Origin of the sequence: Sphingopyxis sp. Q841, from assembly GCF_052384365.1 — a bacterium.
Lineage (GTDB): Bacteria > Pseudomonadota > Alphaproteobacteria > Sphingomonadales > Sphingomonadaceae > Sphingopyxis > Sphingopyxis terrae_A.
The window spans coordinates 1-17,032 of record NZ_JBQSUM010000004.1; the positions used below are offsets into that span (position 1 = coordinate 1).

General features: G+C 63.3%; 7 protein-coding genes. 2 read left to right on the forward strand and 5 right to left on the reverse strand.

Annotated features, from left to right (window positions below; all coding sequences use genetic code 11):
* Positions 1–224 precede the first annotated feature (224 nt).
* Entirely contained in the window at positions 225–1,328 is a 1,104-nt protein-coding gene (locus ACT17R_RS16145; RefSeq protein ID WP_444809829.1) for a transglutaminase-like cysteine peptidase, read from the forward strand.
* Between the two features lie 520 nt (positions 1,329–1,848).
* Positions 1,849–2,589 (forward strand): LuxR C-terminal-related transcriptional regulator, encoded by a 741-nt coding sequence (locus ACT17R_RS16150; RefSeq protein ID WP_444809830.1) that lies wholly within the window; start codon positions 1,849–1,851, stop codon positions 2,587–2,589.
* Positions 2,590–2,691: 102 nt separating this feature from the next.
* Here the strand turns inward: ACT17R_RS16150 and ACT17R_RS16155 are convergent, their stop codons facing one another.
* From ACT17R_RS16155 to ACT17R_RS16175, 5 genes are all read right to left on the reverse strand, one after another.
* Positions 2,692–3,969, reverse strand: a complete 1,278-nt coding sequence (locus ACT17R_RS16155) for an HlyD family type I secretion periplasmic adaptor subunit (protein ID WP_444809831.1) — start codon at positions 3,967–3,969, stop codon at positions 2,692–2,694.
* Positions 3,966–5,027, reverse strand: a complete 1,062-nt coding sequence (locus ACT17R_RS16160) for a cell wall hydrolase (protein WP_444809832.1) — start codon at positions 5,025–5,027, stop codon at positions 3,966–3,968. Before ACT17R_RS16160 ends, ACT17R_RS16155 begins: the two co-directional genes overlap by 4 nt.
* A complete protein-coding gene (locus tag ACT17R_RS16165) occupies positions 5,024–7,210 on the reverse strand; it encodes a type I secretion system permease/ATPase (RefSeq protein ID WP_444809833.1) in 2,187 nt (728 codons plus the stop codon). The genes ACT17R_RS16160 and ACT17R_RS16165 overlap by 4 nt, the downstream gene beginning before the upstream one ends.
* On the reverse strand, positions 7,207–8,610 hold the full coding sequence (locus ACT17R_RS16170; RefSeq protein WP_444809834.1) for a TolC family outer membrane protein: 1,404 nt from the start codon (positions 8,608–8,610) through the stop codon (positions 7,207–7,209). The genes ACT17R_RS16165 and ACT17R_RS16170 overlap by 4 nt, the downstream gene beginning before the upstream one ends.
* 93 nt (positions 8,611–8,703) lie before the next feature.
* Positions 8,704–16,911, reverse strand: coding sequence for a DUF5801 repeats-in-toxin domain-containing protein (locus tag ACT17R_RS16175; protein WP_444809835.1), 8,208 nt, complete (start codon positions 16,909–16,911; stop codon positions 8,704–8,706).
* Positions 16,912–17,032 lie beyond the last annotated feature (121 nt).

Below are 17,032 nucleotides of genomic sequence, written 5' to 3' on the forward strand. Positions count from 1 at the left end.
TCGAACACCGACGCTTGCAGCACCGCAAGCTCGCCGCTTAATATCAACCCCAGGACGAGGCCCGCGCTCCGCTAATCAACGCCGCGATCTGCGCCAAATGTTCTGACGACAGACAATTCCGGCGGTTTCCCAGCCGTGCATCGCTGGAACCGGTTGGGAAAGAAGTGCCACGTTAACCATGATGATGAAGCGAATTCTCACGGTGTTGCGGCATTGCTGTCGGCATGTTCGGATGGTCTCGCTCTTCCACTATCGCCAGCGTAACCGCACTGGCGTTAACCGCAGGTGCGGCGATGGCGCCGGCCGCGGCGCATGCCGCAATTGAATCGTCCGCGACAAAGATTGGCAATGCCAAAGCTTTTGCGATCGCCGACACTTGCCGCAGGAGCGCCCTGCTGGCACCCGCGGGTCCGGATTTCGGTGGCGAGCGTGCGTCGGAGGCCGGCGCTCCCAGCGCGCTCAGCCGCGTTCGGATGAGTCAGGAGCGACCCGCGGCGGCGCTCGGCGCTGTTCCTGCCCCCGGCAATTCGATCGCCGTTCGCGCGCTCACGCGGGGCGCCGACCCTGTGTTCGGGGCGGATCGAGCGGATGCTGTATCTATTCGCGTCGAGTGCACAACGCCGCTAGCAGCGATGGAAAGGGGGCTGGCGGATGACAGCAGCGAGCTTGGGACCATCGCAATCCCTGTTGAAACAACGCGTTTTGACGATCGCTGGTTGCGTGTTCACCGGGCGCCTTCCGCGCGCATGATGCGGGCGCAACTCGATCGCGCTGCGGTAACACAAGAATTAAGCGAGGAGGCGACGCTCGAGCGTGTCAATCAATGGGTGAATCGCCAGATCGCCTATGCCGACGACGAGAGCAACTATCGGCAACGCGACTTTTGGGCGACCGCTGAAGAGACGGTGGCGCGGGGCAGAGGCGATTGCGAAGATTTCGCGATCTTGAAAATGCAGATGTTACGGGCAGCCGGTATCGACGATGAACGGATGAAGCTTGTCCTGCTGCGCGACATGGCGGTCAGCTCCGACCATGCATTATTACTCGTGCGATCGGCGGCGGGCTGGGTGGTGCTCGATAACATGACTGACCGCATCTTGGATGGGCGACAGGCCGTCGCTATGCGCCCCATGATGTCGTTCAGCGGCGATCGGCGCTGGGTCCATGGCTACCGGGACACGGGGGGGGACGTAGTGAGGGCCGCCGCAGCGGCGCCAAAGGCGTCGGCGAAGGCCTTCTCCCTCGCGGCCTTGCGGGTAGCGATGCAACCCGCGGCACCTTCCCAACCCCGATATCTTCGCAATTTCGACGCTTCGATCGGGAATTAATGGTCTTGACCCAAGAATGTTCGCGCGTTGATCGCCGGGTGCCAGAAGATAAACGCCCCAATCAGTCCGCAACAAAGCCGATTCGCGCCTATGATGGGTTAGAATCCAAACATTGATCGTCCGAGGGCTTTGCATTAACCAGAATCGTTAGGGTTTGTAGTCGCGACCCGGTCGTGTGATGCCATCCCGATCACTCGAAAGGCTAGTGACATGGCCGCATTGCGAGTGAACCCTAAACCTTTGCGTTTCCTGCACTTACGGTCGCTTCGGGCCATCTGGTTCAGTCGCCAGCAACCTTGCCGCGAAATCAACCATCACTCTTTGTGGGTATATGTCAAAAATTGTCGTAGATTCTGTCATTTAGTTGTATAACCTTTCGGTTAATCTTTGGGCAACAGAATGGAAATGTTAACTTTCTAACGCGGGAATCCACCGCGACGAATATCGAAGCGGATCTGGAGTTTAGACCGAGGCCCAGACCGGTGGGGTCGCCTTGACTGGTAATTCAGCGGAGGCGGAAATGTCGCAGTTGATCAAGATTTCTTTATTGGCGAGATATGAGATCGCGAGGGAGGGGTTACGCAACATCCTTTCCGGCGAAAGCTTTCAAATCCAGGCATCGGTGTCCGATGCTTCGGCGCTGTTCGACCCGTTGGGGCGAGTAGCGGATGATGTCGATATTCACGTGATCGTCGTCGATGGCGGCGATACCGGCTTTGGCCTCGACGCCTGTCGGCGGCTGGCCGCGAAAAAAGACCATGCGCGCCTGGCGTTACTGTTCGACCATTATGTCTTTGAGGACGTAGTCGAGGCGTTTCAGATTGGTGTCGATGCCGTCATCGTCAAGGAAATCCTGTGCGCGCCGCTGGTCGAATCGATCAAGCTGGTGGCGCTGGGCGAGAAAGTTTTCCCATCACAGCTGGTCAACAATTTGACCAGCTGGGTTCCGGCAGCGCTCGGCGGCGACTGGAAAAGCAGCGCCGCCTCGGTGGGGCTGTCCGGCCGCGAGATCGAAATCCTCGAAAGCATCATGGCCGGGATGGCGAACAAGGTCATCGCACGGCAGCTCGGCATTTGCGAGGCCACGGTCAAGGTTCATGTCAAGGCGATCCTGCGCAAGCTGGGGGTCGAGAATCGTACCCAAGCGGCAACCTGGGGGGTCAAGAATGGCCTGGGGGAGCCCGTTCAGTTAAACCTCCGCGAGGTAAGACCCGTTCGCGCGCCGTTTAGGCCACCGCCGCTGCCCGGACGCGCCGCCTGAGGCGATCGAGCTCGGCGGCGATATCAAAAAGGGGATTGCGCCAGCTACCGCAGCTCCCTTGTCGCAACTGTCTCCGCCATTCGCAACTGTCTCGGGCATTCGTCAGCGTTCGGTAAACGCCTCCGAGCGCGCACGCAGGAACGGCTTGAACAAATAGCTGAGCACACTCTTCTTGCCCGTCAGCACCTCGACATCGCAAACCATCCCTGGCGTGATCGGTAACTTGCGACGGCCACTTTTCAGATAGGCAACGTCGGTTTCGACGACGACTGTGAAATAGGCTTCCTTCATTGTCTCGTCATACAAGCTGTCGGGCGAAATCTGGACGACGCGTCCCGACAGACCACCATAGATCGCAAAATCATAGGCGGTGACCTTGACGTTGGCGCGGTCGTTGACCTTGATGAAGGCGATGTCGCGCGGCGCGACGCGTGCCTCGACCAGAAGTTTATCGCCGACCGGCACGACCTGCATGATTTTTTGTCCGGCTTGCACGAACCCGCCTACCGTTGTTACCTGGACGTCGTTGACGATGCCATTGGCGGGTGAGCGGATTTCGCTGCGTTGCTGGCGTCCCGCGGCGCCGCGAAGCGACTCCGAATTGACTGCCAACTTGGCGACGATCTGGCTGCGTTCGTCGAGCGCCTCCTGACGAAACTCCAGTCCAGCCGCGGCAACCTGCGCCTGTGCCTCGCTGATCGCGGCGGCGGCGCGCGAAGCCGCTTGCTCGGCGGCAGCAAGCTTGCCGCGTACCTCGGTCACCTCGCGCTGGGCGTTGAGCAATTCGGTTTGCGGCACGATCGATTTGGCCGCTAGGGGCGCGAGCAGATCGACCTGGTCTTGTGCCAGCGACAGGCTTGACCGCAGCGAGGCAATCGTCGCCTGCGCCTCGCCATAGTCCCGGCGACGCTGCTCGACCGCTGCGGACAATGCCATCCGGCGGCTACGCTGCGTCGCGGCGCGCACCGATTGCAAATCGGCTTCCTGACTGCACTCGGCAGGGCGGATGCCGCGGCCGTCCGGGGCGCAATCGGCTGCCGCGCCACCATTGCCCTCCCGGTCCAACCGTGCAGCGCGCGCGGCGAGCGAGCGATTTTCAGCCTCGATCTGGCCCCGCTGTGATGAAGATTCAGTATCGTCAAGCCGGACCAGCAACTGGCCTTTGCGTACTGGCTGCCCCGACCGCACCACGATGTCCAATATCGTTGCCGGCTCGGCTGACTGGACGATCTGCGCCTTGCTCGATGGTATGACACGGCCTTGGCCGCGAGTGACTTCATCGACCTGCGCAAAGCTGGCCCAGCTGACGAAGACGAACATGCCGACGCCTGACGCCAAAATGACCCGGCGCGTGCCCACATAGGGCCGTGATCTGATCATGGTCCGCTCTCCTTAATGGCGACATCGAATTCGCCGGCCTGTTGCCGCGCCATCATCCGCGAAGCGCGGCTGGTCTGCTCGGCTTCGGGAATCGCTAGCTGCCAGCCCAGCGCCGGGTCGAGCCGGCCGCCGGCGTCGTTGTCTGCGCGGCGGTCCTGCATGGCTTCGCGCGCGCTGGCCGATGATCCCTCGATCTTCCCGCCGCCTTCGCCGGCTTCGGGCGGTCGTTTGACCGCGCTGCGCGCCAATATCGTCGGGATGACTTCGACGCCGCTGTAGCGGCCCGAAAACGCCCCAGGGGCACCCCATTTTCCGGGCCATCGATAAAAGATATGCGCGCCCAGCTGCGCGATCTTGACCAGCTTCGGTGCCCAATAGGGCGACACGTAATTGGCATGATAATGGGTCGCATGACCGACCGAACGCTCGACATAGCCCGCCAGCGCGGCGCGTGCCACATCTTCAGCCTCTCGCCACTTGGCTGGATCGGGCCGCCGGCTCAGCGAGCCGTCGCAGGTGAAGCTGAACTGGCACACGGGGCGGTTGACCCCCTGATAGACCACACCGCAGATCGATTTGGGGAAAGCGGGGTGCCGAGCACGATTGATCACGACCTGCGCGACCGCACGTCGTCCCGCGATAGGCTCATACGCCGCCTCGAAATAGACGGCCTGGGTCAGACAGCGCAGCGCGGTCAACGCCGCCTGTCGATCGACTGTTATCGGATGAAAGGGTCGCGCCGATGCAACCGGCCCGGTGTAAAAGGGGATTGCCTGATTGCGCGTCATCGCCGTATCGGGTGCCAGAATCGGTGTCGTCGCGGGTTCTTCGGTCAGCTTGATGAGCCGCGCTATTTCCCGGTCGGTGATCACGGGGGTGTCGGCGCTGTCGTACTCGGCCTCGGGCGTATCGCTGCCTGCGAAGGCGAAAAGCTGGTTCCACATCGTCCGCGAGGTCAGCAGGGTCACCACCACCGCCATGACCACGAGCCACAATATGGTGCGCCGGCTGTCGTCGCGGGCAACGGTCCCATATCGCCGGGCAGTTGCAGCGGTCATGATACCGCTCGCTGCGCCAGGATTACGTCGCGCGGCCCATCCGCGACGATGCGGCCGTGATCCATGACGATGAGACGGTCGACCAGACCCAGCACAGTCATCCGGTGGGTTGCGATGATCATCGTCTGGTCGGCAGGTATAGCCGCCTTCAGCCGGTCGACGAAATGCTTTTCGGTCTGGCTGTCCATCGCGCCGGTCGGCTCGTCGAGGAACATCAAATTTGCCGGGCTCAGCAGCGCGCGCGCAAGGACGAGAAAGCTGCGTTGCCCGCCTGACAGGCGCGCTCCGCGTTCGCCGATATGAAAATCGAAACCCGCCGTGTCTCGGCCCAGAAATTCATCAGCGCCCGACCGGCGAACGGCATCGATGATGCTGGCGTCGTCGGCCTCGCTGGCGCCGACCAAGAGGTTTTCGCGCACAGTGCCGCTGAACAGCTCGGCATCCTGGCCGACGAAGCGCAAAGTCGAACGCAGGTCGTGCGGATCATATTGGCGGCTTTCCAGCCCGTCGATGCGGTAACTACCGCTGGTGGGATCATAGAGGCCGCACAGCACGCGCCCGAGCGTGGATTTACCCGAGGCGACGCGGCCGATCAGTCCGACGCGTTCGCCGGGCTCGATGACCAGGTTGATGTCGGCCAGCGATTCCCGTTCGGTGTCGGGGTAGCGAAAGCTGACATGGTCGAGCTGCAACCGCCCCTCGCGTACTTCGGGGGTGATCGATCGGCTGCCCTTGTCGCGCTCGTCCTCTTGATCCATCAACTGTTGCAGGCTTTTCAGCGTAACAAACGCCTGCCGTCCGCGGGTCATGAGGAAGGCGAGTTGGCCGACCGGGGCGAGCGAGCGGCTGGCTAGCATTACGATCGCGATGATCGCGCCCATCGAAATGATTCCCGCGTTGAACAGATAGAAGCCGCCAATGATCAGGGCGACGCTAGTCGCCTGCTGGCACAGTGTCGCCAAGTTGACCGCGGTTGCAGTCAGCTTGCGCATTTCCTCCTGCGTATAGGCGTTCGATGCCGACAAGCGCCGCCATTTGCCGAGCATCCGGCCCTCGGCGCGGCAGGCTTTGACGGTTTCCAGGCTTCCAATCGTTTCGACCAGCGTTGTCTGCAGCATGCTGGAATCGACCTGTGCGTCCGCAACGGCGGCGCTCATCCGACGCTGCAACACCCAGCCCATCGCGAGCATGACGACCATCGCCACCATCGGAATGACTGCCAGCCAGCCGCCGAGCACCGCGATGAGCGCAACGAACACGACCAGGAACAGGATGTCGGTCACCAGCACAATGGTCGTCGAGGCGAAGAAATCGCGGACCTGTTCGTAATCGGTCACCCGCCGCGCGAGCGCGCCGGTGCTGCCGCGCTGGGTCGCCATCGGCAGGTTGAGAACCTTGTCGAGCAGGCGCTGCGACAGCCGCGCATCGATCCCGCGCCCGACCTCGTCGATCAGTCCGGTGCGCGCCAGCCGCAGCCCATATTCGACCGCGATGGCAAACAACGCGCCGAGTGCCAGCGTCCACAGGCTGGCCGCCGCCTTGTTGGGAATAACGCGATCGTACACGTTCATTGTGAACAATGGCATCGCGAAAGCGAGCAGATTGATCAGCAGCGACGCGAACATCACATAGCCAAATTGGCTCCGCTCTTTCCACACCTCGCTCCAGAACCAGTGCTGTCTCGTAACCTCGTCCCACGGGCGTTCGCGCACGGCTTCGCTGGCGGGATTGTGGCGCACGATGACCCCTCGTCCCGAATAGTCGGCCATGAGCAGCCGGCATTCGATCTGAAGGTCGCTTGGGTCGCCTGGCAGGCGGATCCAACAGTCATTGCCCTCCATCGCGGTCAGGACCACCGGGCGGTCGTCGGCTAGCAACAGAATGGCCGGGACGTCGTGCGAATTCCATGCAGACAGCGGTCGCCGTACCAAGTGGCAGCGGAGGCCGACGGCGTCGAGCGCATGATCGATCTGATCGAGCGGAAGCAGACCGTCGTCGTCGAGCGCCAGCCCTTTCTTTGCCCTCAGGTCAGAGAAAGGGCGCTCGAACAGCGCGGCAATCGCCGCCACCGACGCAAGCAGTTCGTCGCCTTGCGCCGGGGTACTGCGCCACGCTTCGAAACCCGTTGCGGGGGACGTTCGGCGCGACTGTCGCGCCCCGCGGGCGTCGGCCGGATAGTTCATGTGGGATCCCGCATCGCTTCGGGGTTCATTTCCGGGGTAGGCCGAAGCTTGAAGCGTTCGCGTGCGGTCGCGGCGGCGGCCGCGGGCGGCTGGACATCCATCGCCGCAAGCAGGTCGTTGAGCGCCGCAAGCAGTTTGAACTCCGAATAGAATTGCGCGAACTTCGCGGTCTCGGCACGAACCTGGACGTTGTAGCGCGTATTCTGCGCGTCGAGAACATCGAGCAACGAGCGGCGACCGACATTGAACTGTGCGCGGTACGAGCGCAGCAATTCGTCCGAAACCCGGCTCTGCTCTTCCAGCTCTTTAACCAGCTTGCCTTGTGCATCCCAGGTGTTCCACGCGACGCGCACATCCTCTTCGGCTTCGCGGATCATCTGATCCACCCGATAGCGCGCTTCCTTTTCGCGCCGATGCATTTCCTGCACCTTCGATCGCTTGAGGCCGCCGTTGAAGACATCCCAACGCAGCACGACCCCGGCGCGCAGGTCGTTGGTTTCGCCGCGAAAACCGTCGATGTCGTCGCCGATCCGCGCATTGCCTTCAAGCGCCAGCGTCGGCGATAATTCGGCCTTTGCCTTGCGCAGCAGCAAATGCGCGGCATCAAGGTCCGCCTGCGCTTCAAGCACGCGCGGGTTGCGTTCGCGGGCACGGGCAAGCGCGTCTTCGAGCGTGGCTGGAATGCTGTCTGCCAGAGACGGCGGCAAGGCCGCACCGTCAACAAGGTCGAGGCCGGTCAGTGTGCGGAATGAGGCCGAGGTATTGACAAGGTCAAGATTTGCTTCGGTCACCCGCGCGCGAGCGGCCTGCTGGCGTTCCTCGGCCTGTTGCTGGTCGGCGATGCTGAGCGAGCCTTTCGCGACCCCTTCGCGCAGGTCGGTCACCAGCTTGCTGTGGAAATCAATATTGTCTTCGGATGCCGCGACAATCCGTTGCTGCAACAGATAGTCGAGATACTGGCGCGTAACTTGGAGCGCAATGAACTGCGAGCGTTCCTCGACACGGAACGCGGCGCCGTCGGTACGCGCGGCTTGGCGCCGCACCTCGTTGCGGCGCACGCCGCCGTCGAACAACGATTGTTCGACGTTGAGGCTGCCTTCCATCGGATAAAGCACGTCATCGGCGATGCCCAGCGCGCGGCGCGTGCCATTTTCAAGGCGGCGGATGCCGACTGATCCCTCGATCGAGATGCGCGGGGCAAACAGGCGCTGCGCCTGCTCGCGTTCAAATTCGATCGCGGTCTTGTTCTCGATCGCCTGGTTGATTTCGGGATTGGTCTGGACCGCAGTCTCGACTGCAGTCTTCAGCTCGATCCGCTGGGCCCAGCCCACGTCGTGCGTCGTGGCGAGCGCCACGGCGGTGAGCGACAAGGCTGCGGTGCGAAATTTCGACATCATCATTCCCCTGCATTGTCCGGTCGAAGTCGAAGATCCTTCTGCGTGATCTCTGGTCTGCGCCCGTGGTTCGTCCTGACCGACATCGCCGCCTGTGGTTCAGGCGTGCCCGGCCGACGCTATCTGCTCGAGCTGAACCACGACATGTTGCTGTGTGAGATCGGCGATGAACGAGTGGCCCGATGCGCCGCCGCCGATCCCGTCGCCGATCCCGCCGACGCCCAGCATGATGCGGGCGAGTACCGGTTCGGGAGGCTCCACGGGGCCCAGCAAGGCGTCGAGTTCGACCGCCGGCCCCTCCAGGGCAGCGGCGACGATTGTGCCGATCTGCGCCGCAGCGGGAGCGGTCACTGCTTGCGTCGTCGTCGTCAACTGTATCTGATCGCCCGATGCGGAAGAACTCGCCGGTTCGGGTGGAAGGTCGATTTCGGTTGCCGCTAGCAACCCGACGTAGTCCGGATCGGGCGGCGCCGTATCGGCTGTGTCGTCATGCGCCGCATCGCGGTCGTCGTCGCCCAACCGACACGAGGTATCCTCGCGCTCGATCCGGGCGATCTCGGGGCCAGAATAGAATTCGTGGACCAAGCCGTCGGCTTTTGCTTCGGGCAGGGTCAGTGATTGTTCCGCCGCTTCGCTCGACACCTGGACCTGCGGGCCGGAAACCGAGATTTCGCCGTCGGGTGCTCCCGGTGGGTAAGCGGCCAGCGGGGCCGTTGCGGCAAGCCCTGCGACCAGCATTGCAGCCGAAACCCCCGCCGTACCATTGATTGCGGCAATCCGCTGCTGATCGGCGAAGTTGGTCGCGAAAGCTGCATCCGCCAGCTTGCCGGTGCTGCCGTCGGCGCGCGTATAAAGCGCTTCGCCCCGGACCTCGACCTGTCCGTTAGCGGCGACATAGGCGCGTCCATCTGGCGTCAGCGATATAGCGATGATGCCTTCGCTGACCAACGAGCGGAATTCGCCCGCGTCGGTCATGCCGTTGCCGTTGGCATCCTGCCAGATCCCGAATTTCGAAAACTCGGCATCGGCGGCGTCCAGCTTGCCGTCTCCGTTGCTGTCATAGGCGGCGGCTAGCCCCTGCAAGTCGGACAGCACGCCGCTGCCGAAGACCAGCTCGGATCCGTTGTTGACTTTGCCGTCGCCATTTTTGTCAATCACCAACAGCCCGTCATCGGCGCCGACCCATGCAGTGGTTTCGGCGATGCCGTCGCCATCATAGTCAAAGCTGGCCCCGGCCGCGTTCGAAACAAATTCCACCCCGTCACCGTCGAGGTCGACGGCGATCGGCGGCGCGAGTGCGGTGATGGTGACCGACAGGTTGGCGGTTGCGGTGTCGCCGTCGCGGTCGGTGACCACATAGGTGAACACTTCGGTCGCGGTCACCGTGATCGGGCTGGGCGGCTGGTAGTTATAGTGGCCCGTCGCGAAGTTCAGGGTGAGTGTGCCGCCCATCGGGGTCGCTATCGCGTTCAGGGTCGTCCCAGCAATGCTGCCGCCGCTCGATACGGCGATGCTCGAAGCGCCGTCCCAGTTATAGGTGGTCGAGCCGACGGTGATCGAAAGCAGGCGGCCGCCGTCGGCACCCAAGAAATCGTTCGCGTCGAGATCGCCCGACACCGCCGAAGGGACGATGACCGACAGCAAGGTCGGGACCAGATCGTCGAAATCGTCGACCAGGATAGGGGCATTGCCCGGTGCCGCGTTCAGGTCGATGTCTTGCAACCGCTGTATGTTGAGTGGTTGCAAGGGATTGTTGTCGATACCGATCGCGGTAACATTAACGCCATTGCCGTCGACAAAGTCGTTCCAGGCTGTCGCCGTGGCTGCCGTCAGCGAATTGATAACCGTTGGCGGAATGCCGCCGAACTGGATCTGCTGGTTCGGGTTGCCGTCGCTAAGGAAAAAGACCTGGTTACTGGCGCCGGGGATCGCGGCGAAATTGGCCAGCGCCGTCTGGATGGCGCCAGAGTAATTGGTATTCAGCCCGATATCGTCCTCCGACGGCCGCTCGCCGCCCGCTGCCGGATTGAGCGAGTCGAGATACGCATTCGCGTCGGCCGCGGTCGAAAAGGATTCCGATGCGAACGAGCCCGAGGAGAAGATCACGAATTTGATCGCTAATGCGCCCGACGCGGCGCTATCGAGCTGCGTCAGCGCGCCCTGAACGGCATCGAGCATCGTGTTGAGTTCGCCATCGTCGATGCTGGCGCTGAAATCGAGGATGAAGAGCGTGTTCACATCCTGCATCGGCTGCGACGACGATCCGGTTTCGCCGGTGGCGGTCGGGGCGTCATCCTCGATCACAATCTGGATTGCCGACGCGCTGGTCGTCGTCGTCGTGCCGTCGAACACCGACACGGGCACGGAGAAACCCTTAAGGTCCTCGAGCGCGACATTGGGATGGTCGACAGCGCGCAACAGGGTGACCGTATAGGCGCCGTTCGATGCCAGCGTGACGCGAATAACCTCCGATCCGCCGACCGAACCGATCAAGGTTCCGGTACCGACGCCGGTCCAGGCGACCGCGCTGCCACCCGCAGTCAGCACCGCACCGGGATCGCCGAGGGTTGCGGTCAGTGTCTCGCCGGCGTCGGCGTCGGCTATGGCGAGCGTACCGCTGATTACGGCGCTGTTGGTGGTGTCGAGCGTCGCATTCGGTGCCGTGTCTGGCAGCCCGCTCGGCAGGCCTTCTTCCGATACGCGCGCGATCGCGGTGCCGATCGTTGGTACATCGTCGTTTCCGAACACCGTGATGGTCAGCGTGGAGCCGACCGACAGCGATCCGTCGCTGATCGTATAGGCGAAGCTTTCGGTCAGTGTCTGTCCGCTGTCGAGCGCGTTGACGACGGGCTTGTCCTCGTCGAGCGTGTATGTGTAGCTGCCGCCAGCATCGATCACGAGCGTGCCGTAGAGGCCCACATATGTTCCTGCCGACGTGACGGTGATCGCCTCCAGGTCGGGATCATTATCCGCGACGTCGGCAAAGCTGCCAAAGGGCGCACCGGAATGCGCGATGTCCTGCAACACATTACCGGCAGCGATTGGATCCGAACCGCTGACGCCGTCAAGCACCCAGTTGGTGTCGGCGCGCGCAACAGGGAAATCATTGATCCCGGTGATAGAGATGGTGAGCGTCGCGACCGACGTGTCGCCGTCGGTGTCGCGCACCGTATATTCAAAGCTTTCGGTCAGCGTCGTGTCGGGATTGAGCGCGACAACCGCTGGATCGCTGGGATCGAGGTCGTAGCGGTAGCTTCCGTCCGCGGCGATGACGATCGAGCCATAGTTGCCCGAAAGGACGGCCCCCGGCGTTCCCGTGGATGCTCCGAATGCCACGCCGACAACCATCAGCCCGCCATCGGCGCCTGCATTGTCGGACGATCCGTCCATGCCATTGGCGTCGGTCCCGCCAAGTCCGGTCAGCACATTGCCGTCGGCAAAAACCTCTCCGTCGCGCGATACATTGTCCTGGTCATCCACCGCATTCGGAGCATCGTCGCGGATCGCAAATTGCCCGGTGATGTCGGTCGTCGTTCGCGCGGTGTCGCCATCGCCGTCCGTTGCGATCGCGGTCAGCGTGATCAGATTGCTACCCGCCAGGAAAAGCGCCTGGTCGGGGCCGCTGTCGGGCGTGTGGAGGACCGCGCGCGACTGGTCGAAAGTGACGAGGCCGCCGGGCACCACCGAAATGCGGAAGACTTCGTGCGTCGAGGTGCGCCCGAAAACGACGCCGCCCTCGATCGACAGGATCACCGCTTCGCCCGTCAGCGAATCGATCAGGCCGCTGGTCCCGGCGGCAACGCCAAGTTCATAGGTCACAGCGCCCGGGCCATCGGCGCCGGAGTCGGTCGTTCCGGCAAAAAGGCCCGACAGATCGACGGTCGCATCGGCGGCAAAATTGCTTTCATCGACCGTCAAAGGCGACGCGGTCCCGCCGGCGGCGATCGACGGGCCATCGTCGGCAAAGCGGATATTGCCGCCCAGATCCACCGCCACCGTATCCGAAATGCTGTCGCCGTCTCGATCGACGATCGTCGCGGTGCCGCGCAGTTCGACCAGATTGGCCGCCAGTTCAACGAGCTGCGCGGCATAATCGCCGGGAGAGCCCGGTAGCGGATGGTCGATCTCGGCAAATTGGGCCAGCGTGACGACGCCGGTCGCTGCGTTCACGGCGATGGAAAAAATGGGCGTACCGGCCGCGCTGCCGACGATCTCGCCGGAGATAATGGCCAGCGTGACCGGCACGCCGTGGCTGGTCAGGGCGGAGGTCGCGGCCGCCGAGCCCAGCGCGAGGGAATAGGTCCAGGTCACCGTGCCCGCATCCGCGGAGCCATCGGCGCCAAAATTAACCAGAGACGTCGAAAAGGCCGCCGAAAAATTGGCGGTCGCCACGTCGAGCGCGTCGCCGCGTGTGTTGGCGTCCTGCGTGGTGAGCGTGATCGCATTCGTGTCGACGTTGGTGGCGTCGATCGACGGCCCATCGTCCTTGAACACCAGCGCGTTGCCGATCGCGACCAGCGCCGATGCATGGTCGCCGTCGGCGTCGGTGACCGTCGCGGTCAGCCGGATGATCGTCGGCGAGAGCGTGATCGCATCGTCCGGATTCATATCATCGGGATGCCGGACGGCGCGGATCTGGTTGAGCGTCGCCTGCCCATCGGAGGCTACGGTCAAGCGGAACGCGACGATCGTTGGCGAATCCTGCAATCGTCCCTCGACGACATTGCCGAACGCCTGCAGAATGATCTTCGACCCCGTCGCGACATCGACCAGCCCGCTCGCGGTGGTCACTTCGAAACTATAGCCGACAGTGCCTTCGTCCGCGCCCATCACGATTTTGAAAAGCTTGGTGAAATCGGCGGTTGCATCGAAGCCAAGGTCGGTTTCGTCAACCGTGAGCAAACCCGTCGTGGGCGACAGGGCAGTGATCGACGGAACGTCGTCGGAAACTGAGATACTGACCGTTCCCGCGACTATATCGCCATCGGCGTCGATCGCGACAACCTCGATCGACCCCAGATCGACCAGATCGTCGATCGTCGTATCGGGGTGCAGCGCGTAATTATATTGCAGGGTGGCGGTCACCGTCGCCACGTTGCCGGAAACGCTGAGGTCGATCACGACGACGGGGTTTTCGTCGGCGTCCCAGCCGATGATCTGGTTATCCGATCCCAGAGTCCAGCTGAGCCCGCCGTCCAGCGCCGAAATGTCGCCAAAGCCGATCGACGCGATCGCATCGGACCCGGGTGTGAAAAGGATGTTGCCGCTGGCTGAGACGGGTTGCGCTGGCGACGGCCTCGATCCGGTTTCGAGATGCTGGTCATCGACGGTCAGCTGGATCGGACCGCTTGCGGTCGGCAGGCTTCCGTCGGCGAGACGGATTTGCTGTACTGCCGATGACTGGTCGCCGTCACCGTCGGTGATCGTGTAGGTGAAGTCGGCGTGGATCGGAAACACGCTGACCTGCGGCGCCGGATCAAAGCCCCAAGCGCCGTTTGCCTGAAATGTGTAAGTGCCGTTGGCGGTGTTGTAACTGGTGATGCCGGTTGCGGCGACCGCTACGATCGCGCTGCCGATCGTGACCGAAGTGACCATGGCCCCGTCCGTGCCCAGCGTATCGTTCGCCAGCAAATTGCCCGAAATTGCAGCGGCGTCTTCAGCGACGGTGATCGACGGTGCCGGCCGTGCGACCGGCACATCGTCCAGCACGTCGATGACGATTTCGCTCTGCGTCACATTCCCGAACGCGTCGGTGATAGTGTAGGTGAAGCTTTCGACCGTGGGCACAAGGTTGGTGCCATCGTCATCCGTCGGCCCGTCGATCGCGCCGGTCAGCGTGTAGGAATAGCTTCCATCGGAATTGAGCGTGAATACACCATGGGTGCCTACGCCGTTGCCGACCAAGCCAAATTCGAATGGTCCCGTGCCGCCGACGACATTGTCATTGAGGTCGCCCGACGCTGTTTCCGCGTCACTCTCGGGATCGCTGCCGGCGGCGAGCGCTGCCTCGTCGACCTGCAACTGAACGACGTCCGCATACAATCCCGAGTCGCTCAGACGGATCGTCAGGGTGGTTGTCGACTGATCGCCGTCTCCATCCACAAGCGTATAGACGAAAACATCTTCGGCGGTGCCGGGTGGGACAATATTCGGATTGGCGACATAGATATAGCTCCCGTCGGCGGCGACTGTCAGCTCACCGTACAGGCCGATGATGACCGCGCCGACGCCGCCTGTCGCCGCCGCCGACGGGTCTGCGCCAGCGGCGCGCACGCCCAGGATTTTGGTGCCGTCCGCGCCCAGGTCATCGTTGGCGAGCAACCCGCCCGCGGCATCGACCTCGAGCGTCTGGCCTTCGCCGACCTCTCCTTCGTCGGCCACGGCGTCTGGCCTGTCGTCGGCGATCGCGATGTTGAGGGTGGCCGTGGCGACGGAGCCGTCGCTGTCGGTCAGCGTATAGGTGAAGGTTTCGGACACGCCGCCCGGCGTGTCGGGATTTCGGACATAGCTGTAGCTGCCATTGCTGTTCAGCGTCAGCACGCCATACAGGCCGGCAACCGGGTCACCCGCCGCCACGGCGGCGCCGCCGCCCGACACCGACGAGACGCTGGCGCCATCGGCCCCGGGGATGTCCCGCCCGCCGTCATTCTCGGCATCGGTGATTACGTTGCCGGTGGCCGGGGCAAAACTGCCCGCAGCGACGCTGTCGTAATCGGCGACCGCTTCGGGCGCGTCGTCGAGGATATCGATGTCGAAGCTGGCGGAGATGGTGTCGCCGTCCAGGTCGGTGATGCCGACGGTGATCGGCTGCGACGTCGCGGCGCCGAGCGTGTTGTCGGTAAGGGCAAATAAATATTCGATCGAATCGGGGTTGATCGAGACGATATAGAAAGTCCCGGTGGTGAGCGCGATTTCCTGGCCCTCTTCGGTGATCGCGACCCCGTTGATCGTCAGCGCGGCGGGACCGTCGCCGGCAGAAAATTGGATCGTTCCGGACGTGAAGTTGGAATCGTCGCCCGAACGCGAACCGGGGCTTTCGCCATCGCGATCAGGCAGGCCGGCTTCGCCGACGAGGGTGCCGTCGTCGCCCGCTGCGGGCAGGATCAGCGCGGGCGCGCTGTCGCCGATGCGGATCGTCAGTGTCGCCGTCGATACATCGCCGTCGCCGTCGGTGAGCTGGTAGGTAAAGACATCACTGACTCCGCCGGGCGTACCGGCGGACCGGACATAGGCGTAGGTGCCATCGGCCGCGATTGCCAGACGGCCATATTGACCCTGCACCGGCGTTCCGGTCGGGCCGAACTCGGTCGCCGATCCTCCCCGGACACCCGTGACGATTGCCCCGTCGGCGCCGGGCGTATCGGCGCCGTCCGCACCGCTTGCGGTTCCCGCGCCGGTGATGACATTGCCCGACTCGGGCAGGCGGCTTCCGGCTTCGGTATCGTCGATGTCAGCGCGAGCGATGGGAGCATCGTCCTCGAGCGTCAGGGTCAGCGTCGCGCTCCCGACGTCGCCGTCGTTGTCAGTAACGGTGATCGTTACCGTATCGGTCGCGGCGGGGTCGGTGCTGTTGTCGGTCAACGTGTAGGTGTACCCGATCAGCCCCGGGGCGATGCTGGTGATGGTCAACTGACCCAGCGGGGTCGGGATAAGCTGGCCGACCTCGGTGACGGCCGTGCCATTGACCGTGACGACGACCGGCTGGTCAAGTGCGGCTATCTGGATCGTCCCGCTGGTCGTTTCGCCCGGCGAGTCAGGATTGCTGCCGGCCGGTTCGGCTTCGCGCGCGGCCAGCGCCGCTTCAGAAACCACGGCGGTCGCGGCGGTGACCCCGACCGTCTGGTCCGGGGTCGTGATAACAACCCGGGGTTTGTCGTCGACCGCGTCGGGAATGACTTCGAGAGCAGGAATTTTCGGAAAGCCGAACTCCGTCGGCGGCAGCAGGTTGCCGAGCGCGAACGGATCGCCAATGTCGCCTGGGGTTTGAGCGAAATTGCCGCCCGAGCTTTGCGGCCGCCCGGCGGCGGGTTCAGGCTCCTGATTTGCGATCAGGGCGGCAACGGTGGGCGCCGGGATGTTGATGGGGCCGACCTTGATGTGCGGGATACGCAGCGCGCCGTCGACGATGACCAGGACTTGCCCGTCGGGCAGCGTGACGACGAGGTCGTTTCCCGAAAGCTTGATTGCATCGAGGCGTGTTCCGGGTGGAAGCTGGATCACGCCATCGAGAGGCAGGATCGAGGCCGCGCCGGGCGGGGTGGCGCGCGCGGGGGTGGCGATTTCGCCGGCCTTTTCGTTCCGCTTCAACCCCATCGCCTAATGCCCCCTGCACCTTTGTTCGCCGGTCACGGGGCAGCAGCCAGTACGGGGCCGCTGCGCACACCGGCGAACTGCACCGCATTTCCGCGCCGGATATGGGGCGGAACCA